The following is a 20,940-nucleotide window of genomic DNA, read 5'->3' as shown; positions in this document are numbered from 1 at the left end:
CTCCGCTCCCTTTCCGCCCTACCGGACATTAACCCGGTGGTGGACTTTCCGGCTCCTAATCCAGCCCCGAAATCAACGGTGGGGGGAGAAGCCTTTCCCAGTGTCTATTCCGCCTTAGCTCCCCATGCCCTAACAAATTTGGTGTTTAAGCATTACGACATTGAGGTGCCCAAGGGCTGTCGGTTTTGGCACCGGGGTTTGAGCGATGTGTATTTGGTGGAGACCCTAGCGGACGATTATATTTTGCGCATTTCCCACCAACATTGGCGCACAGAAAGTGAAATTCAGTTTGAGTTGGAGTTGCTCAATTTTTTAGCAGACCGGGAAGTACCCGTGGCCGCCCCCCTCAGGCATCGGGGTGGGGGTTATGCCCTGGAAATTAATGCCCCGGAAGGTAAACGTTATGCCAGTTTATTTCCCTATGCCCCCGGCGGTGTGGCGATCGGCGATTTGAATAAAACCCAGGGATTTTTGTTGGGGGAAATGTTAGCCCAACTGCACCAAACAGCCCAACGGTTCAGACCTTCGGCCTACCGTCCTCCCCTCACCCTCAGCTATTTACTAGACGACTCCCTCCATACCATTGCTCCTTTCCTGCACCACCGGCTGGAGGAGTGGCGTTGCCTGATTGACATTTCCATGGCGATTAAAACCCAACTCAAATCCATTCCCACCCATGCTCCCTATTGGACTATTTGTTGGGGAGACCCCCACAGTGGCAATGTACATTTCACCGCTGAAGACCAGATGATGCTATTTGATTTTGACCAGTGTGGCATGGGTTGGCGAGCCTTCGACATTGCTAAATTTCTGCAGGTTTCCATGCAATCAGGCCTGGGGCGCAATATTCGGGATGCCTTTTTGAGCGGTTATAACTCCATTGCTCCCCTGACTGCGCTGGAGGAAAACTGCCTACAAGCGTTAACCCAGACGGCTTTCATTTGGTCTTGGGCAATTCATGTACAAACCCTGAAGCTATCGGATTACAGTCGGCTCCACAGCAGTTACTTCAAACGTCGGTTAGAGAATTTGCAACAGTTGGGGTCAACGGATTGGCAACTGTTTTAGACGCAGTGCTGAAACCATATTTATTTGAGCGCAAATTGGGAAACTTGCCCCCCATATATCTTCGTCCAGTGCACAGTGCCCTCACCAAAGCCCTCCCTCTGAATTAGTCCGTGGGCAATTTCCGTCGGACGGCGATCGCCAAGCATCGTATATTGGGCATATATTGAGCCTTTAGGCCTTGCCACTGTCAGGATTGGAAGGGCCTGAATTACCCCGTCCCCAGCCTCCATGGTTTATGTCAAGCGCATCGAACTATCCCATTTCAAGTCCTTTGGGGGAACCACCGCCATTCCTTTTTTGCCGGGGTTTACGGTGGTGTCTGGGCCCAATGGTTCGGGCAAGTCAAATATCCTCGATGCGTTACTGTTTTGTCTGGGGTTAGCCACGTCCAAAGGCATGCGAGCTGAACGACTGCCGGATTTGGTCAATAACACCTTCAAGGGGAAGCGGGGCAGTTCCGAAGCCAGTGTGTCGGTTACCTTTGAGCTGCATGATGGGGAAGCATTATCTGAGCAAGAGTCTAACAATAACGGCAATGGCAACGCAGCGAACATTTCCAAGGAGTGGACTGTTACCCGCCGCCTCAAGGTGACCAAAGGGGGCAATTACTCCTCCAACTATTACATCAATGGAGAGCCGGCCACCGTGGCGGAACTCCATGAACAGTTGAATGAACTACGCATTTACCCCGAAGGTTACAACATTGTCCTCCAGGGGGATGTGACCCGCATTATCACCATGAACTCGAAGGAGCGCCGGGAAATTATTGACGAGTTGGCGGGGGTAGCGGAATTTGACCGCAAAATTGTCAAAACTAAGGAGACTTTAGGCGAGGTGCAGGACCGGGAGGAGCGCTGTCAAATTATTGCGACGGAATTGGAGCGTACCTTGGAGCGGTTAGCGGCCGATCGCCAGAAGGCGGAAAAATATCAGGCTCTACGGCAACAGGTACAGGAAAAACAAGGGTGGGCCAAGGTTATTCAGTACAAAGCGGTGGAGCAACAACGGCAAAAATTATTGGGGCAATTAGAGCGGGATCGACAACAATCCCAGCAAATTCAACAAGCCCTGGAGCAACGCAGTCAAGCTATTCAAACCCAACAAATAGAGTTAGAAAAACTCAATGCCCAGGTCAAGGCTCTGGGGGAAGAGGAACAATTGGCCGTGGCAGCCCAGTTAGCAACCCAAAAAGCCCAACGGGACCAACTACAGCAACGCTACAACGACGGCGATCGCCAAATCACCGATCATCAACAGCAGGTGGGGAAAATTCAGGCGGAAATTAGCCAGAGTCAACAGCAGTTTTTGCAAATTCAACAGGAAAAATCCTTCCATAACACCCAAACCTTGCCCCAACTGGAAGCCTCCGCGCAAACCAGTCAACAGCACCTGGAGCAACTCCGGCATCAATCCCAGGCGATCGCCTCTGCCTCAGAAGCTTGGGTGCAGGAACAAACCCAGCTCAGCCGCACTGTCAACCAATTACAAGATGAACTAATCCCCCAACGCAGTCAGTTGGCCCAGCTAGAAGAACGCCAACAACAATTGCTGACTAATTTGGCTGAATTGACCCCTCTGCTGGCCAAAGTGTCGGGGGAATTGGCGGAAAAACGGGTTGCCCAAGGGCAGTTCAAATCCGAGGGGGAAGCCTTAACCAGCCAAATTCAAACCCTAGCCAGCGATTTGGCCCAACTAGAACAGGAACGGAGTTTGCTCCAGGAAACCCAAGCCCGTTTGCTCAAAGAACAACAGGAAAAGCAACGGCAATTGGACAAATTAGAAGCGGCCAGCCAAGCTCAGCAAGAAGTGCAGGGGACCTACGCCACCAAGGTGATTTTGCAGTCGGATTTGCCTGGGGTCTGCGGCTTAGTGGCCCAATTGGGTCAGGTGGAGCCCCAGTATCAGCTAGCGCTGGAAATTGCGGCCGGGGGCCGTTTAGGCTTTTTAGTGGTGGAAGACGATGGCGTGGCGGCGGCGGGCATTGAAATCCTCAAACAGGCTAAGGCTGGCAGGGCTACCTTTTTGCCCCTCAATAAAATTCGTCCCCCCCGGGGTCAAAATCCCAATCTCAGTTATGCCCAGGGTTACATTGATTTAGCCGTAAATTTAATCGACGGCGATCGCCGTTACGCAGATATTTTCGCCTTTGTTTTTGGCAACACATTGGTTTTTCATAGCTTGGTTAACGCCCGCAATCACCTCGGTAAACATCGCATTGTCACCCTGGAGGGGGATTTACTAGAAGCCAGCGGGGCCATGAGTGGCGGCAGTCGTAATCAACGCTCAGGGCTACGGTTTGGCACCATGGTCAGTGAGGATACGGCAGAGGTGAAACAGTTACGTCAACGGTTGCAGGACATTCACCAGATCCAGGGTCGTAACGAAGAATTATTACTAGAAAGAACCGTTCGCAGTAAGCAATTAAGCCAACAACTGCTGGAAATGCGGCAACAACAAAGGGAAGTACAACTCCACGGCGAGCAAACGGAACGGGATATTACTCGCCTTAGCCAACAGCAAACAGAAATTAATCAACAACAAATTAATCAACAGCAAAAGCTAGCAGAATTACAGCAAAATTTAGCTCAATTGCAGCAATCTTTGCCGCCCTTAGAACAACAGCTAACCTCCGCTCAGCAACAGTTGGCTGCTTTGGAAACTTCCCAAACCCATCAACAATGGCAAACTATCCAGGGCCAAATTCGCACGGTGGAAGCGGAGTATCAAAATCAACTGCAAGCGTTACGCCAGGGGGAAGACCACCTCAAAGATTTACATAACAGTAGCCAACGCCTAGAGGAAAAAATTAGCCAAGCCCAGGAAAAAATTGCCCAACATCAAGTCCAGGATCAAACCCTGGCCCAGGAACAGGAGCAGTTAAAAATAGCTTTGGCAGAAATGAACACAGCCATCCAAACCACGGAAGTCCAGTTGGCGAAACTATCGGAAAAATTGGGTAGTACTAAGCAAGAAAGGGACCAGCTAGAAACCCAACTTAATCAACTCCGTAGTCAACAGCAGGAACAGCAATGGCAGTGGGAAAAGTTACAAACTAATCAACAGGAATATCAGGAAAACTTAACTCAATTACAAAATCAATTGGGAGAATTAGAACAGGATTTACCCGATCCCTGGCCGGAAATTCCCCTACTCCAGGACCGGGACGAAGCAAGTTTGGATTTTGCCAATATTTTGGAGGAATTACAGCGTTCCATTCGCAACGGACAAAAGCGTTTGGAAGCTATGGAACCAGTGAATATGCTGGCGTTGCAAGAGTATGAAAAAACCGAAGCCCGCCTAGGGGAATTGTCAGAAAAGTTGCAAACTATTGCGGGGGAACGGACTGAATTACTGCTCAGAATTGAGAACTTTACCACCCTGCGTCGTCGTTCTTTCCAAGATGCTTTTGATGCAGTCAATAAAAACTTTCAAATTATTTTTGCCGAGTTGTCCGACGGGGATGGCTATTTGCAGTTAGACGACCAAGAAGACCCTTTTAACGGTGGCTTGAATCTAGTGGCCCACCCCAAAGGTAAACCGGTGCGTCGCCTCAGTTCCATGTCCGGTGGGGAAAAATCATTAACCGCGCTGAGTTTTATTTTTGCCCTCCAACGCTACCGCCCTTCTCCCTTTTACGGCTTTGATGAGGTGGATATGTTTTTGGACGGTGCCAATGTGGAAAAATTGTCCAGAATGGTCCGCAAACAGGCCCAACAAGCTCAATTTATTGTGGTGAGTCTCCGTCGTCCCATGATTGAAGCGGCGGAACGCACCATTGGGGTGACCCAGGCCCGGGGGGCCCATACCCAGGTTTTGGGCATTAAGTTGTAGCTTCGTTTAAATGTAGTACAAAAGTTATTGTTCAAACAATCTGGCAAAACCATTGGGTTTGATTTGCTCAACAAGACCTACGTCAATTTGCTGCGCCAATGGCTAGATTGAAAGAAACCCGGAGGAAGGCGATCGCCAAGTTAATGAATTTTGCTTGGGTCGGAGCAGTGGGATTTATCCTTGGGTAAATAGGGAAAATTTTGTGGCTCAAACCCCTTCCAGTTCAGGGCTTTATCAAGAGAGCAATCAACCTGGGTTCCTATTTAAGAGTCACTGCGGTATCATCAAAATGATAATCATTATCATTTCTGTTGCCCATGACTCCCAGTGCCCCAGCCATTGCCATGCCCGTTCAGGCTTCTTCAGTGGAATCTCCTGTCTCTTTATCCATCACCCAAAGACCGAGGCGATTACGACGGACGGGCACCCTACGGCGTCTGGTACGGGAAAATACCCTCGGAGTGGAGGACCTAATTTACCCCCTCTTTGTGACGGAAGGACAAGACTTAGAACAGGAAGTGCCTTCCATGCCCGGCTGTTACCGCTACTCCCTAGACCGGTTATTGACGGAAGTTCACACCGTTTGGCAATTGGGCATCGGGGCGATCGCCTTATTTCCTCTCATTGATGACCACAAAAAGGACAATGCTGGCACCGAAAGCTACAATCCCCAGGGATTAGTCCCCAGGGCAATCAAAGCCATCAAGGAAGCCTGCCCAGAAATTCTCGTAATTGCCGATGTCGCCCTTGATCCCTACAGCAGTGAAGGCCATGACGGCATTGTAGCCAATGGCCAAATTCTCAACGATGAAACCGTAGCAGTATTGGTTAAACAGGCCCTGATGCAAGCTGAAGCAGGAGCGGATTTTGTCGCCCCCTCCGATATGATGGACGGCCGCATTGGAGCTATTCGTCGAGCCTTGGATGCGGAAGGCTGGATCAATGTCGGCATCCTAGCCTACTCCGCCAAATACGCTTCTGCTTATTACGGTCCCTTTCGGGATGCTTTGGATTCCGCCCCTAAATTTGGTGACAAGAAAACCTATCAAATGGACGGGGCCAATGGTAGGGAGGCCCTCAAGGAAGTGGCTTTGGACATTTGTGAAGGGGCGGACATGGTAATGGTTAAACCCGCCTTGGCCTATCTGGACATTATTTGTCGCATTAGATCCCATACTAATTTACCAGTAGTAGCCTACAACGTCAGTGGGGAATATGCCATGGTCAAAGCGGCGGCGGCTAGGGGCTGGATCGACGAAGAAAAGGTAGTGCGGGAAACTCTCATCAGTATGAAACGAGCAGGAGCAGACTTAATTCTGACCTATTTTGCCAAGGATATTGCTCAGCAATTGCACACTAAGCGGATTGAATTTTAAAGGGTTGCCATCACCATTTATCGATATTTTAATCATGAATAATTCCTCACCGTCAGACTTAATTATCCCCAAAAGAGGCTTGCCCGTCACCATCATCACTGGCTTTTTAGGTAGCGGCAAAACCACCCTGCTAAATCATATTTTGAATAATAATCAAAATCTCAAAATTGCAGTTTTAGTCAATGAATTTGGTGACATCGACATTGATAGTCAATTACTGACATCCGTTGATCAAGACATGGTTCAACTTAGTAATGGCTGTATTTGTTGCACCATTAATGATGGTTTAGTGGAAGCGGTTTACAATGTGCTAGAAAAAAATCAATTGATTGATTATTTGGTCATTGAAACCACAGGAATTGCCGATCCCTTGCCGATTATGTTAACATTTTTAGGGACAGAACTAAGGGACTTTACCCACTTAGATTCTGTAATTACCCTAGTGGATGCCTCGGAATTTACCGTAGATCATTTTGAGAGTGAAGCCGAGCTTAAGCAAATTATTTATGGGGATATTATTCTTCTCAATAAATCTGATTTAGTTAACCCAGATAGTCTTTATCAGTTGGAATTTCAAATTAATGAAATCAAAGAAAATGCTCGCATTGTTCGTTGTCAAAATGCGAAAGTGCCCCTGGGGTTACTCTTGGATGTTGGTTGCAACTACAAAGATATTTATCAAGGGTTAATTGAAGAAGAAATTGAGCAAAACCAACGGGATCAGGAAGATCCTGAGCATCATGACCATGGCCATGACCGCCACAACCATGAACACCACCATCACCACTCATCCCACTTAGATAATGATGGCTTTATTTCCATTTCTTACTATAGTCACCGTCCTTTTTTGTTGGCAGAATTTCAAAATTTTCTGGAAAATCTTTCCGGTAATGTTTTCCGAGCCAAGGGATTACTTTGGTTTCTTGATAGTCCCAATAAATACATTTTTCAACTCAGTGGTAAACGCTGCACGTTAGAAGTTGAAGAATGGCAAGGTTCTGCACCGGGTAATCAAATCGTCTTCATCGGTCGGGATCTTAACCGGGACGACCTTTACCAACAGTTAGAACTCTGCTATCCCAGTCCCGCTACCTTGGCAAATTTGACTTAAATTGCCGAATTTTACCTTTATCCAATTATTTTTTTATCATCCATGACTGCTTTAATTCCTTCCCAAAAACTTACTGCTAACCAAACAATTTCCGCCCTTTCCACCCAAGCTAACCCCCCCGTTTCTGAAGCGGAAATGCAGGCCGCTGTTAGAACATTACTGTTGGGCATGGGGGGAGACCCTGACCGAGAAGGTCTCCGGGACACCCCTAAACGGGTAGTTAAAGCGCTGAAATTTTTGACCTCCGGTTATCAGCAGTCTTTGGACGAACTTTTGAATGGGGCCGTTTTCAGTGAAAATGCGAATGAAATGGTATTGGTCCGGGATATTGATCTTTTTAGTTCCTGTGAACATCATATTTTGCCCATTATCGGCCGGGCCCATGTGGCATATATTCCCAATGGCAAAGTGATTGGCCTGTCAAAAATTGCCCGTATTTGTGAAATGTATGGCAGAAGACTACAGGTTCAGGAACGCCTAACGGCCCAGATTGCCGATGCTCTACAGGGGTTACTACAACCCCAAGGGGTGGCGGTGGTGGTGGAAGCAACCCATATGTGCATGGTAATGAGAGGGGTACAAAAACCTGGTTCATGGACAGTGACTAGTTCGATGCAGGGAATTTTTGCTGATGATGCCAAAACCCGCCATGAGTTTATGAACTTAATTCGCCACAGTCCTTCTTTCCACTAGCTTTTTCCTTTCTTCTGTCCTTGATATTTTTGAACACTTTTTATGCGATCGCCTTCCTTAATTGCTGTTGCCGGGCCGCCGGGGACGGGAAAAACCACTTGGATTACTGAACAATTGCAAAACATAGCTTGCCCAACTTTTTATTTTTCCCCAGGATTGGGGCCAATTTCCGTTGATCTGGCTCGCATTAACTATACATTTCCCGCTGTGCAAATCATTACTGGCGATCGGGGAAATTCCTGGTTGACCAATGTCCCCCCGGAGGCGGTGGTTTACTGTGAATTGGGCTTTCATCTTGATTTAAATTCAGCCCAATTTGGCCCTTTGCCCTATCGTCGTGTGGGGGTATTGCCCCCTTCTTTAAAGGATTCGGAATGGCATGGTTGGGCCGACGAGATTATCACCGGTAATGATCTTTCCCCAACTAATCCAGAGTCTTTGCCCAATTTATGGCGATCGCCGTTGACGGGAATTGTCTTTGATCCCCCCAGCCTAGAGATGATTCTCACGGAATTAACCGGGGGAGCCTACGGGGAACTGCAACGGTTAAAGGGAATTTTTGAAATGCCGGACGGTCGGGCTTTTTACATTGATTTTGTCCAAGGACTGACGGGGATTGAATACACCGAATTACCCCTGGAGCCTTGGTTGGAGGGTCGTCCCCAACGTTTCAGTGGCATTGAACTAGCGGGCTGGAACCTAAATCAGAAATTGATTGCCGATACCCTCCTGGAAGGCTGCCTAGCCGATGAAATTCTGACCCATTACCAGCAACAGTACAAAAACTTTAATCCCCTAGAGGAGGCGATCTCCGGATGAAACTTGCCGTTATTTCCTGTATCCACGGTAATTTTGAAGCCCTCAACGCCGTTTTATCGGACATTGATCAGCACAAAGCCGACCAAATTTATTGCCTGGGGGATTTAGTGGGCTATGGTCCCTACCCCAATGCGGTAGTAGAAATGATCCGCTCCCTCGATATTCCCACTTGCCAAGGCTGTTGGGACGAAGACATTGTGGAAGGTCTCAATGCCTGTGAATGTAGTTATCCTTCCGTACTGGCAGAAAACCGGGGTCGAGCGGCCCACGAATGGACGAATAATGTCATTCACCCTGAAGTGAGGGAATATCTAGCAACCTTGCCCCTAACTATGCGACATGAGAATCTTTGTTTTGTCCACGGTAGTCCCAACAGTCAGCACGAATATCTACTGCCCAGCATGGATGGTTTTGCCGCCTTGGAAAGGGTTTTAGCCACAGAAGCCGATGTTCTATTTTGTGGCCATACCCATGTCCCCTATGTGCGGGATTTGAAGGGAGGAACCATTTCTGTGCGGGTTGCCCAGAGCGCAGAAGGGAAGGCAGATCAACAATTCACCACGCCCCTGAAACGGATTATCAACGCTGGATCCGTGGGGGAACCTCGCCATGGCAGACCCAATGCCACCTATGTTTTGTACGACACGGATAGCCAAGCTGTAACTCTGCGGGAAGTACCCTACGACTATCAACGCACCTGCACCGCCATTATTGAGCAGGGATTACCCCCCATTTTTGCTTGGCGATTGGCCCAGGGACTGGAATTTGCAGAACGGGCCGACGATCCTAGCCATGTTTGCCAGCGTTAGCGGATATCTATAGCAAAAAAAGGCCAGACAAGAAATTCTGATTCAGAAAAATAATGATCAACAGTTATTGGGCTATTTGTAGTGGCATTGAAGGAAATTTAGCGGCCTATGAGGCAGTGTTGGCCGAGATTAAAAGCCAAGGTGATGCCATCACTGATTTCTATATTCTGGGGGATTTTGTCGGTTTACAGGGTGATAATCGGCCTGTTATTGACCGCATCCAGTCTCCCAGGGCTGATGAATTAATTCCTCAGGTTTGTCTCGGTTGGTGGGAAGAACAGTGCTTCAATCTCCACGGCTTGCGGGGTTCCCTGGATGCACCAGAATTAGTTGCTGAAGTGGATAGCGATGGGGCTAAATTGCTCTGGGAAAGTATTGACTGGGAGATAGTACAATGGCTAAGGACACTCCATTTTGGCTTCCACGAATTGGATTGTTTACTTATTCACGGTAGTACGGTGAGCTATGCCGATGAACTGACCCCGGAAACCGCCCCCATTACCCTCTGCGATCGCCTAATTCGGGCCGATGCCAATAATCTATTCTGTGGGCGATCGGGGTTAATGTTTGAGTGCTGGGTGGAACCGACACAATTACACTCCCAGGTCATTACCCTGGATGGGTCCCAACCTCCCCAGGATCAAGGAAAATCCCCCCGGAGAATTGTGGGAGTTGGTAATGTGGGTCGGAAACAGGGCCAGAGCAATTATGTGCTGTACAATCCCGCTACGGATAAGGTTAAGTTTAAGAAAGTAAACTACACCCCCATGACAGCAACTAGAGCATGACTGATTTACCTCAAATCTCGGAACAGCACATTGCCGATTGTTCTACTAGTCAAAGCTTTCAGAGGGGAGCAGACTATTTTCAACAGGGGGCAGTGGAATCCTTAATAAAACGGGCAAATTTAATCACAGCCCAGGTCAGAGGAAGCTATATTTACGATGTTTGTATTAATTTCGAGGGGAATAATGTTATCTCAACCCAGTGTAGTTGTCCCTATAAATATGGAGATTGGTGTAAGCATATTGTTGCCACTCTTTTAAATGTCTGTCGTTGTCCCCACACCGTTCAGGAACGACCAAGTTTACCGGAATTGTTAGGGGATTTAGACAAGGAAAAGATTATAGAAATTATGATAGCTCTGGTAGGAAAAGAACCAAAATTACTCAATAAAATTGAAAAAATAGTTCGCAAACAATATATAAAAAAAGTTGAAAACAATATCTTGATCGACACTAATTATTACCGTGGACAGATACGAGATGCCATTCGGGAAACAGAAATAATGGTAAGTGAATATTGGGAAGGAGAAGATGAAAGTGAGTTACCCTGTGAAGAAATAGTTGATTTGATTGATGAAGTCCGAGATCTCGGACTTGGCGAAAGATTGGGGGAGGCGATCGCCGCTTTAACGGTCATTACAGAAACCTGTGTGCGGGAATGGCCAGCATTATATGAATACGGCATTTATGGCTATGACATCTATGATCAAATAAGCGAGCTATGGGCTGAACTAATTCTCGCCGCCGACTTTTCCGATTTAGAAAGGGGTAAATTATCTCGTTCATTGAAGAAATGGCGCGAAAGAGGGGAACCGGACTATGACCTGGCCACTCTGGCGATCGCCGAAATGTGGGAACTACCTGCATTGCGGAAAGTATTAGCGGCCCCGGGTCAAAGGGTAAACCTAACCCCAGAGGAACAAGAAAGCCTAGACACCCCGCTACTAGCAGTACGTCTAGAGGTGCTCAAAAAACAAAAAAAATACGAAGAATATCTTGCCCTAGCAATGGCGGCGGGAGCTATTACAAATTTTTTGAGGATGTTAGCTTACCTCGACCGGGTTGAGGAAGTAATGGCCAATGCTGACCAAATCGAGAATGGACAGCAAGCTTTGCAAATAGCAGAGGGCTTAGTGGAAGTGGGCGCTATGGCCGAAGCCATCACCATTGCCCGCCTAGGATTGACCTTAAAAGGAGAGGATAACTACGACTACGAATTGCTCAAATTGATCGCCGAACTGGCCAGGGAAACTGAACAGCCGGAGTTGTATTTAGCAAGCTTGTTGAAGGCAGTACAAGTTCGGCCCTGCTTGGCCGATTTTCACCAATTAGTAAAAATCGCTGGGGAAGACTGGCAATTTTTGAAAGATGACCTATTTGAGCATCTACTCAACCTTGATGATGACTGGAGCTACAGTACTAAGGCAGAACGGATCAGAATTTTCTTAGCCAGTGATTATGTACGAGGGGCAATGGTTCTGGCTAGCCAATTGGATCGTTGGGAGCAAGAGCTTTTGCGCCAGGTGATGTTGTTAGCTTTAAAATCTAACCCCCAATGGGTTATAGACAATGGCGTTCCCCGGGCGGAGGAAATTATGGATTCAGCACAGTCAAAATATTACGATCGAGCGGCTGAATTATTGGCTCTGGTCAAAAAAGGCTACGAAGCAATGGATCGATCGCCTGAATGGCAAAACTATCTGGGCCAACTGATGAAAGCCCATAGCCGCAAACGAAATTTAATTCCCCTTTTGCAAGGTTTATAAAACTCTCACCATTCGACTTCTGACCCAACGGCGATCGCCATGCATCAAACTTCCCTAAACCTAGAGCAACTACGCCAAAGTTTACGCAGTAGTCAACGACCCTTGGCGGATTGGCAGGGGGGAGAAATGGCCGTTTCCGCAGTGCCCGGGGCCGGCAAATCCCATAGTCTTTCTGTAGCGGCGGCGATCGCCATTGCCCACCATGGTTTACATAACCAAGAAAAATTACTGATTGTTACCTATACCCGTTCAGCGGCGGCAGCCATCAAAGGAAAAGTTAACCAGCGTTTACAGGCCCTGGGCTTGCCTAGCTTGGGGTTTGCGGTGCAGACCCTCCATGGTTTAGCCCTCAGCATTGCCCTCCGCCATCCGGAAATATCGGGGCTAGACCCAGAACAACAGACTCTAGTCTCTCCCCAACGGGGCCATCGCTTGATCAAAGATGCGGTGGAACAATGGCGACGGGAAAACCCTAAAACCTACCAAGCCCTGGTGGAAGCGGGAAATTTTGACGGGGAAACCACGGAAACTCTGCGGCGGCAGGCGGTACTGAGCACGGAAGTTTTACCCGAATTGACCAAAATTGTGGTGGCAGAAGCAAAAAGTTCTGGCCTTTCTCCCCAGGATGTGACGGATATGGGTCGCATTGCCCCCGGTAGTGAACTCCTGTCCATGGGAGCTGGTTTGTTTAAACATTACCAAGCCCTGATGGCAGCGAAGAATTGGATCGACTATAACGATATGATTTTGGCCGCCCTGCGGGTGCTACAAGACCCCCACCTTTGCCGCCAGTGGCAGGAACAATTTTTTGGCGTTTTTGAAGATGAAGCCCAGGACTCCAGCCCTCTCCAGGAAAAATTGTTGACCAAATTGGCCCAAAACGCCAACGGCACCATCCGTTTAATCCGAGTGGGAGACCCCAACCAAGCCATTAACTCCAGCTTTACCCCCGCTGACCCCGTATATTTCAATCAATTTTGCCGGCGGTGCCAGGCCCTAGGCAGTTTTGCCACCATGGACCAGGCCGGGCGTAGTAACTTGCAGGTGATTGCGGCGGCTAACTTTTTACTGGAATGGGTTAACCAAGATTGGCAAACTCGGTTTAGTGGCCCCAAGGCGAATACCACTTTACCTTTCCGTCCCCAAGCCATTCGTCCAGTGGAACCGGGGGACCCCCAACCCAATCCTCCGGCCACCGATGGGGGGGTGGAAATTCATTTTCCCCAGGATATTAACCAGGAAGTGGAACAAATTCGCCGTCGGCTAGTACCTCTGTTGTTGGCTAATCCCCACCATAATGCGGCCATCTTAGTGCGGGAAAATCGCCAGGGCAGGTTCGTGGCCGATCGCCTGAAGGATGTGGAAAAAGATGGTGGTCTGAAGGTTTTGGACGTGGGGGACCAAGACCGTAACTCCCGCATCCCAGGGGAAATCCTGAGTCTCTTACAATTCATTGACCGTCCCCATTCCCCCGATCTACTCAAAGCCACATTGACGGTGTTGCAGGAGCGGCAACTAATTCCCACCCAGGATTTAAACGCCTTGGCCGCCGTGCCAGAACAATTTCTCTACCCCACCCCCCTAATGTCGCCCCTATCCTCCTTGGCGGTTTCTGCCCAGGGCCTCTGTCGTAGTTTGCTCAAAGCCCGCCTGGAACTGCCGGCCTATCAATTGATTGCTTTTTTGGGTCTGGCCCTCAACTATGACAGCTCAGATTTAGCCACCCTACAAAAGTTGTCGGAACGTTTACAGGTACAAACCCAGCCGGAACGATCGTTAAAAAATTTGCTCAGCGCCCTCCACACCATTGCCAACGACGAACAATTTGAGGCGATCGCCAGCGACAGTGACGAAAAGTACACCAGACCAGGACAAATCACCATCATCACCATGCATAAAGCGAAGGGATTGGATTGGGACTATGTCTTTTTGCCCTTTTTGCACCAGGACACCCTCCCCGGTGATCTATGGGTACCCAAAGGAGGACAATTTTTGGGGCAGTTTACCCTAGCGGAGGTGGCCCGGGCCCAAATTCGCACCGTGGTACACCATCGTCAACAACAAAAAGCCGGGGCGATCGCCTTGCCGGTCACCGCCACTGCTTGGCAAGAAGCCCGCCGCCTCAAGGAAGCAGAGGAATACCGATTGCTCTACGTAGCCATGACCAGGGCCAAGCGTTTACTGTGGCTATCCGCCGCCCAGGAAGGGCCCTTTGCCTGGAACCAAATGCAAGCCCGCCAATCCCCCCGTTTACGCGCCAAAGAACCGTCCCGAGCCCTATTGGCTCTGCAAAAGCGCTTCGGTTCCTAGTTCCTAGGGGAAAGACTATAATCGGATCCAAAGGGCATTGGCGGCCACGGCGATCGGTCCAAACCCTTACCCAATATCGGTTTTGGTAAATTTTTGTCTAGATTTTTCGTCCGCTTAACAGTGCTATTTTTGTGCAATTTACTCTGGCTAGTGGCCGCCAGGGCCCCTGCTGGGGCGGAATCACTCCCCGATCGATGGGATGCCTATCCCCAGTGGTCTAATTTGCCCATCCTGGAACAGAGAAAAGGAGAAATTCGTTATCCGGAATGGTTTGCCGGCACTTGGCAGGTCACCAGCACCCTTACCGAACAATTAGCCCCCCTGGCCCCGGACATCGTTAGTCCTGGCTTTGCTAAGAATGGGGCCTACCTGGAACAACCAATTAAATTTCCAGTCAGATTCATTGACCAAACTCCCCTGCCAGAATTTAACTGGGCCCTGTCGGATTTGGTCAACAACACCCCAGTTATTGTGCCCGATCGCCGTTTTAATGCCGAAGCCATCACCCAGGCCTATTTGGGTAAGGATGGAGAAGATATACATATTACTGTCCAGGTTAAAGAACAACCCAGTCCCCGCCTAGTCACCGTTTTTCCCCAACATCAACGACTGGTCTCCACCGTCCTTGGTTATAGCCAAAGCAGCCCCGACCCAGACCACTTCCTCGCCACGGAATTAACCAATCAACAATTTATTGCCGGTGGCACCCAGTACCTCAACCAAGTGGAAACCACCACCGCCTACTACCACCTAGGCCCGGGCAAAATTAGCGCCAGCCAAGTCACCGCGGTTTATTTGTCCCCCACTGACCCCGATTACTTCGCCGCCAGCCACCACCCCATTGCCCTCTATCGCTATGAACTTACCCTAGAAGCTCTGCCAGAACCATGAATTTTGCCGTCACTCCCAGGGAGACCATTGCCAGGGCCATTCAATGGTCCTGTCTTTGTTTGCCGGGGGAGTTGAGTGCGGCGGAAGCCCTGAACCGTTGGCACTACCACCATGGCCAACACCCCTGGGAGCCTGAGGTAGAGACCAAGGCTTTTCCCCCCTGGACTTTGGTGCTAGATAGCCATGGTCAACTGTTGGGTTTATTACCGGACTGGCAATTGGCCGCCGCCCTTTGGACTGAACATTTTTCCCCGGCGATCGCCTTGGCGGAAATCTGCTTACCATGCTCCCTGCGACTGGACTTGGCAAAGTTACCTAGTCTGGGGGAAGTGATGCAGATTTTTGCCACCTGGGGCCACGGCTGGGACGTCATCCCCGTGGTGGATCGACAACATCAAACCTGGGGCTTGTTGAGCGTTGGCAATCTCATCCGCTCAGTAAATCTTTGTCAATTGTGGCAAAGTCTTCCCCTCCAGGTGACGGCCTCTCCTCCCCTTTGCCTAGGGCCAGAAACCACTTTGGGGCAATTGGTCCGCCATTGTTTCGAGCAGCAAATTTCTGGCTTGCCGGTGGTCTATTCCTCCCCTCTACTACCCACCGCCACCACCCGCATTCCCTTGGGGAATATCAGTCTCAGCCATTATTTTAGGAGCCCCAACTATGGCTCTCTCGGTTTGGATAATCCCATCGGCCCAGACCTCAGCCCCACTTTTCCCCTCTGTACCATTAACCAAACCTATTGCCATGCCAGGGAGCTACTCCGCCGGCAGAATGATGATTATGTGATCGTCACCGATATCAGTGGTGCTTTTGTTGGTTGGGTAGGACCCCAGCAATGGCTTGCCACTCTCCAACCGGACGTTTTACTGGAGGCTCTGCAACGGGAAATGGAAATGCCCCGCATTGTCCAGCATTTGGAAGCCCGCATCGTTTGGCAACAGCAACAGCAACAACGTAACCAGCATTTAATCCAGAAACTACTCAGCCATAACCCCAATCTTATTTACCTCTACGATCTGATCAAAAATGAAATCGTCTATCTCAATATCCCCTCCACATTGGTAAACGGGGAGTCCGCTGGAGCATCAATTCCCAACCCCATGGTTGATGCCGGCCCCTGGCGGGATCTCTTACTCCCCCCTGGTTACTTTTCGCGGCAAGAATTGGTGGCACTCGAAGCCCACGAGAAAAAGGAATTTAGCTTTGAATTTACCGATGCCCGGCGATCGGTACACTACTTCACGGTGGAAATTTCCGCCTTTGAAATTGATGGGGGCGGTCAAACGAGCAAAATCCTCTGCTTGGCCCAAGACGTTAGCCAAGGCAAACGGGCAGAAGCGGCACTCCATACCAAGGAACAACAATTGCAAACCTTGGTGAATACCATTGCCGATGGCATTATCATTTTAAATAACCGTGACAAGGTAATCTACGCCAATCCCATGGCTTGCCAGATGTTTGGCCTCAGCGAGGAGGAGTTTTTACAATCCCAACTGGGGCTGTCCAACCAAGGACAAACGGAAATTGGCATTAATGTTTCCCCGGAAGAGGAAGGGGTGGGGGAAATTAAGGCTGTGCCCATCCATTGGCAGGGGGAAGATTGCCGCTTGGTAACGGTGCGGGATGTGACCGATCGCCAACGGGTGCTGAGGAAACTGCGGGACAGCGAACAAATTCACCGCACTTTGTTGGAGGCCTTGCCCAATCTGGTTTGGCGACTTTCTTCCACTGGAGAGGTGTGGGAGTGTAATCAACGGACCTTGGCTTATTTTAGTCGCCGGGGTCGAAAAATTTTGGGTAACACTTGGCAGCAGTTTATTGAGCCGGGGGAACGGGAAACGGTGCAAAGGCAGTGGGGTCAAGGCATCGCCGCCCAGCAATTCTTTCAGTTGGAATGTCGCCTGTGGAGAAATGATGGTCAGTACCGTTGGCACCTGTTGCAGGTATTGCCCCTCCAGGACCGCTTTGGCAGTATCAATGGTTGGCTGGCCAGCAGTACGGACATCGATGATTTGAAAGAGGCGGAAAAGGCCCTCCGTAACCAGGCCCAACAGGAAAAACTGTTATCTTCCATCAGCCAGAGAATTCGGCAGTCCCTCAAGCTAGAAACGATTTTGCGCACCACTGTGACGGAAGTGCGTCGCACCATCCACGCTGACCGGGTGTTAATTTACCACATCCAAGAAGATGGTCTGGGCATCACGATCGCCGAATCGGTGGTCAATGGGCAACCTTCGGTGATGCAAATGGACCTCAGTCCCGCAAGCTTCCCGGAGGAATGCTACCAACGATACCTCAACGGTTACATTTATGCTTCCCACGATCAATTACCGGAGTGTGCCAGTAATTGTGCCGTGCAATGTTTCACCGTGGCGGAGTCCCAATCCAGAATGGTAGCCCCCATTGTTTTTGACCATAGTCTTTGGGGATTACTAATTGTGCACCAGTGCTCCACTACCCGCACTTGGCAAACGGCAGAAATCCAATTAATGCAAAGCCTCGGTAACCAATTGGCGATCGCCATTCAACAATCACTACTGTACGAACGCCTGCAAGAGGAGCTATCGGAAAGACAAAGGGCCGAACAAAAACTGTTGGCAGTCAACCAACTGCAAAAAGGCATTTTTGATGTGGCCAACTACATGATTATCTCCACCGACGGCGAGGGCTTGATCAGTACTTTTAATCGCACTGCGGAGGAGATTTTGGGCTACACAGCGGCGGAACTGATTGGCCAACAAACCCCCCTCATTTTCCATGATCCGGAAGAAATGGCCAGCCAAGCCGCCCAGCTTTCCCAACAGCTAGGGCAAACCCTCCTGCCCAATTCCATCGACATGTTTGCCATTCCCGCCATTCAATGGGGCGTTTATGAAAGGGAATGGACCTACATCACCAAAACTGGCGATCGCCTACCGGTGTACATCTCCATCACCGCCCTGAGGGATAACCAGGGGAACGTGGACGGCTTAGTGGGGGTAATCACCGACCTACGGCGACAAAAGCAAATTGAAATAGAGCGACAAAACCTGGATTTTGTGGTCAAAAATAGCACCGAGCTCATTGTCATTACCGACCTAGAGCAAAGGGTGACCTTCCTCAACCAAGCAGGGCAATCACTAATGGGCCTAGAAAACTTGGAAGCTGCCCAAAGCACCTATCTAAGCGAATACGTGAGTCCCGAGTACCTCAATTTTTGGCAAACAGAAATCATTCCCCAGGTATTCCGTGCCGGCGCTTGGGAGGGGGAATTCAGTCTGCAACATTACCAAACTGCTGCCGAAATTCCCGTCACCGCCTCCGTGTTTCTCCTCCAGGATGGCAACGGCCAACATCCGGCCAACCTGGTGGCGATCGTCCACGACATCACCCATATCAAAAATGCTGAAAAGCGTATTTTGGCTGCCCTGGAAACGGAAAAGGAATTGGGGGAATTGCGTTCCCGGTTTATTTCCACCACGTCCCATGAATTTCGTACTCCTTTGGCAATTATCAGTTCCTCCACTGGCATCTTGAAAAAATATTGGTCAAAATTGGATGGGCAAAGGCGCGGCCAACACCTGGAACGCATTCAGGAAAGTGTTCATCATATGGTAGAACTACTGGACGACGTGCTCACCATTAACCGGGCGGAAACTAAGTATCTGCCATTTGAGCCCCAACTCCTAGATTTAGTCGGCTTTTGTCAGGGCATCACCGATGAACTCCAGGGCAGTACGGAATACCATTGCCTGTTATTCAGCTATGATGGCCTTGGGGCTGGGGAAACCGTCGCCTTTGACCCCAAATTGTTAAGGCAAATTTTGACCAATCTCCTTGGTAATGCGATCAAATACTCTCCCCACGGCCACCAGGTGGAATTCCATCTCCAACGGCGGGGGGACGATGGCGTTTTTTCTGTCCAGGACTACGGTATTGGCATTGCCCCTGAAGAAATACCCAATTTATTTGATAGTTTTTACCGGGGCACCAATGTTGGATCCGTCCCTGGAACCGGCCTGGGGCTGCCCATTGTGAAAAAATGTGCCGAACTCCACGGTGGTGCCATCACTGTAACCAGCCAATTAGGCCAAGGTAGTCGCTTTGAGGTGGATTTACCCCTCTGGTACAGTTAGGCAACCATTGTCGTGGTGTCCCCAAACTGTTAGAATGACAATTCTGATCTTTGTGAACCCACCCTTTTTACAGTTACGTACCTTAGAGAGCAACCGTGGCTAATATTAAGTCCGCCCTGAAGCGCATCGAAATTGCTGAACGCAACCGACTCCAGAACAAAAGCTATAAGTCGGCCATCAAAACCCTGATGAAAAAAACCTTTCAATCGGTGGAGGCCTACACCAATGACCCCAATCCTGACAATCTTGATACGATCAACACCAGTATGTCCGCCGCTTTCAGCAAAATTGATAAGGCGGTGAAGTGCAAGGTAATCCACAAGAACAATGCAGCCCGCAAAAAGGCTCGCCTAGCCAAGGCCCTCCAAAGCGCCCTGCCGGCTGCCTAGGCACCGTCCTTCCCCCTGGGGAAGTTGGTAATTGCGGGTAGTTTTGGCCGATTGTATTGACCAACCGGTATTCTCGCTGGGGACAGCCTCTGGTTTTTGGTTACTTGGACGATCGCCCACGGCATTAGGGGAACTATGCATCTAGTTGATACCCATGTCCACATTAACTTTGATGTTTTTGCGGCGGATTTAGACCAGTTACAGCGTCGTTGGCAGCAAGCGGGGGTGGTGCAATTGGTTCATTCCTGTGTGAAGCCCCAGGAATTTGACCAGATCCAAGCCCTGGCTGATCGTTTTCCTGAACTATTTTTTGCCGTGGGGCTCCATCCCTTGGACGCCCAGGATTGGCAAACTAATACTGCTGGGCAAATTTTTGCCTATGCCAAGGCGGATAGCCGGGTGGTGGCCATTGGTGAAATGGGTTTGGATTTTTTCAAGGCCGATAACCGTGACCATCAAATTGAAGTTTTCCGGGCCCAGTTGGCGATCGCCAGGGAATTGAATAAGCCGGTGATTATCCATTGCCGGGATGCCGCGGACACCATGCGCCAAGTGTTGACGAAATTTCAACAAGAACAAGGCCCTGTGACCGGAGTAATGCACTGCTGGGGCGGTAGTCCTGAGGAAACCCAATGGTTTTTGGACCTGGGTTTTTACATCAGTTTCAGTGGTACGGTGACTTTCAAAAAAGCAGAAGCTATCCAAGCCAGTGCCCAAATGGTCCCCCCCGATCGCCTGTTGGTGGAAACCGATTGTCCTTTTTTGGCGCCGGTGCCCCAACGGGGTAAACGCAATGAACCAGCCTTTGTCCGCCATGTGGCCGAGGCGATCGCCGCCCTACGCCATGTCCCCCCAGAAACCCTTGCCCAACAAACCACCGCCAATGCCCGCAACCTCTTTAAACTACCGGTGCCGGCCTAATCTGAGGGCATCGCCCCCCCGGTAACCTCCCCCCGGCCGTCCCTGACCCCAACCAC

General features: G+C 49.7%; 15 protein-coding genes. 14 read left to right on the top strand and 1 reads right to left on the bottom strand.

All coding sequences use genetic code 11. The features are described from left to right. The coding region (locus IQ217_RS05285; protein WP_228025695.1) for a phosphotransferase at positions 1–1,068 on the top strand (1,068 nt) is incomplete at its 5' end. Positions 1,069–1,088: 20 nt separating this feature from the next. On the opposite strand, the gene IQ217_RS05280 is transcribed toward IQ217_RS05285, so the two are convergent. Further along, complete coding sequence (locus IQ217_RS05280) at positions 1,089–1,253, bottom strand: hypothetical protein (protein WP_194019168.1); 165 nt, start codon at positions 1,251–1,253, stop codon at positions 1,089–1,091. A gap of 43 nt (positions 1,254–1,296) precedes the next feature. Between IQ217_RS05280 and smc the strand changes: the two genes are divergently transcribed. The 13 genes from smc (at position 1,297) to IQ217_RS05215 (ending at position 20,884) form a co-directional block, all read left to right on the top strand. Continuing rightward, positions 1,297–4,899 (top strand): chromosome segregation protein SMC, encoded by a 3,603-nt coding sequence (gene smc, locus IQ217_RS05275; protein WP_194019167.1) that lies wholly within the window; start codon positions 1,297–1,299, stop codon positions 4,897–4,899. 344 nt (positions 4,900–5,243) lie between these two features. After that, positions 5,244–6,275 carry a porphobilinogen synthase gene (gene hemB, locus IQ217_RS05270; RefSeq protein WP_194019174.1) on the top strand — a complete coding sequence of 344 codons (1,032 nt, stop codon included), beginning with the start codon at positions 5,244–5,246 and terminating at the stop codon, positions 6,273–6,275. A 34-nt stretch (positions 6,276–6,309) separates the two neighbouring features. After that, positions 6,310–7,386 (top strand): CobW family GTP-binding protein, encoded by a 1,077-nt coding sequence (locus IQ217_RS05265; RefSeq protein ID WP_194019166.1) that lies wholly within the window; start codon positions 6,310–6,312, stop codon positions 7,384–7,386. Positions 7,387–7,473: 87 nt separating this feature from the next. Further along, a complete protein-coding gene (gene folE / locus IQ217_RS05260; RefSeq protein ID WP_420826665.1) occupies positions 7,474–8,079 on the top strand; it encodes a GTP cyclohydrolase I FolE in 606 nt (201 codons plus the stop codon). Positions 8,080–8,121: 42 nt separating this feature from the next. Continuing rightward, complete coding sequence (locus IQ217_RS05255) at positions 8,122–8,898, top strand: GTP-binding protein (protein ID WP_194019164.1); 777 nt, start codon at positions 8,122–8,124, stop codon at positions 8,896–8,898. After that, entirely contained in the window at positions 8,895–9,707 is an 813-nt protein-coding gene (locus IQ217_RS05250) for a metallophosphoesterase family protein (protein ID WP_194019163.1), read from the top strand. Before IQ217_RS05255 ends, IQ217_RS05250 begins: the two co-directional genes overlap by 4 nt. Positions 9,708–9,760: 53 nt before the next feature. Continuing rightward, the gene (locus IQ217_RS05245; protein WP_194019162.1) at positions 9,761–10,495 is read left to right on the top strand and encodes a metallophosphatase; all 735 of its coding nucleotides are present in this window, start codon (positions 9,761–9,763) and stop codon (positions 10,493–10,495) included. Continuing rightward, positions 10,492–12,258 (top strand): SWIM zinc finger family protein, encoded by a 1,767-nt coding sequence (locus IQ217_RS05240; protein WP_194019161.1) that lies wholly within the window; start codon positions 10,492–10,494, stop codon positions 12,256–12,258. Before IQ217_RS05245 ends, IQ217_RS05240 begins: the two co-directional genes overlap by 4 nt. Before the next feature lie 39 nt (positions 12,259–12,297). Next, positions 12,298–14,568 (top strand): ATP-dependent helicase, encoded by a 2,271-nt coding sequence (locus tag IQ217_RS05235; RefSeq protein WP_190596253.1) that lies wholly within the window; start codon positions 12,298–12,300, stop codon positions 14,566–14,568. A 93-nt stretch (positions 14,569–14,661) separates the two neighbouring features. Further along, the gene (locus IQ217_RS05230) at positions 14,662–15,459 is read left to right on the top strand and encodes a DUF6816 family protein (RefSeq protein WP_228024225.1); all 798 of its coding nucleotides are present in this window, start codon (positions 14,662–14,664) and stop codon (positions 15,457–15,459) included. Beyond that, positions 15,456–19,574, top strand: coding sequence for a PAS domain S-box protein (locus IQ217_RS05225; RefSeq protein WP_190596251.1), 4,119 nt, complete (start codon positions 15,456–15,458; stop codon positions 19,572–19,574). Before IQ217_RS05230 ends, IQ217_RS05225 begins: the two co-directional genes overlap by 4 nt. A gap of 95 nt (positions 19,575–19,669) precedes the next feature. After that, the gene (gene rpsT, locus IQ217_RS05220; RefSeq protein ID WP_190596249.1) at positions 19,670–19,963 is read left to right on the top strand and encodes a 30S ribosomal protein S20; all 294 of its coding nucleotides are present in this window, start codon (positions 19,670–19,672) and stop codon (positions 19,961–19,963) included. Between the two features lie 135 nt (positions 19,964–20,098). Then, entirely contained in the window at positions 20,099–20,884 is a 786-nt protein-coding gene (locus tag IQ217_RS05215) for a TatD family hydrolase (RefSeq protein WP_190596246.1), read from the top strand. The last annotated feature ends 56 nt before the right edge of the window (positions 20,885–20,940 follow it).

It is taken from the genome of Synechocystis salina LEGE 00031, assembly GCF_015207985.1.
In the GTDB taxonomy this organism is placed as follows: Bacteria; Cyanobacteriota; Cyanobacteriia; order Cyanobacteriales; family Microcystaceae; genus Synechocystis; species Synechocystis salina.
This window is presented reverse-complemented; position numbering and strand designations above follow the sequence as displayed.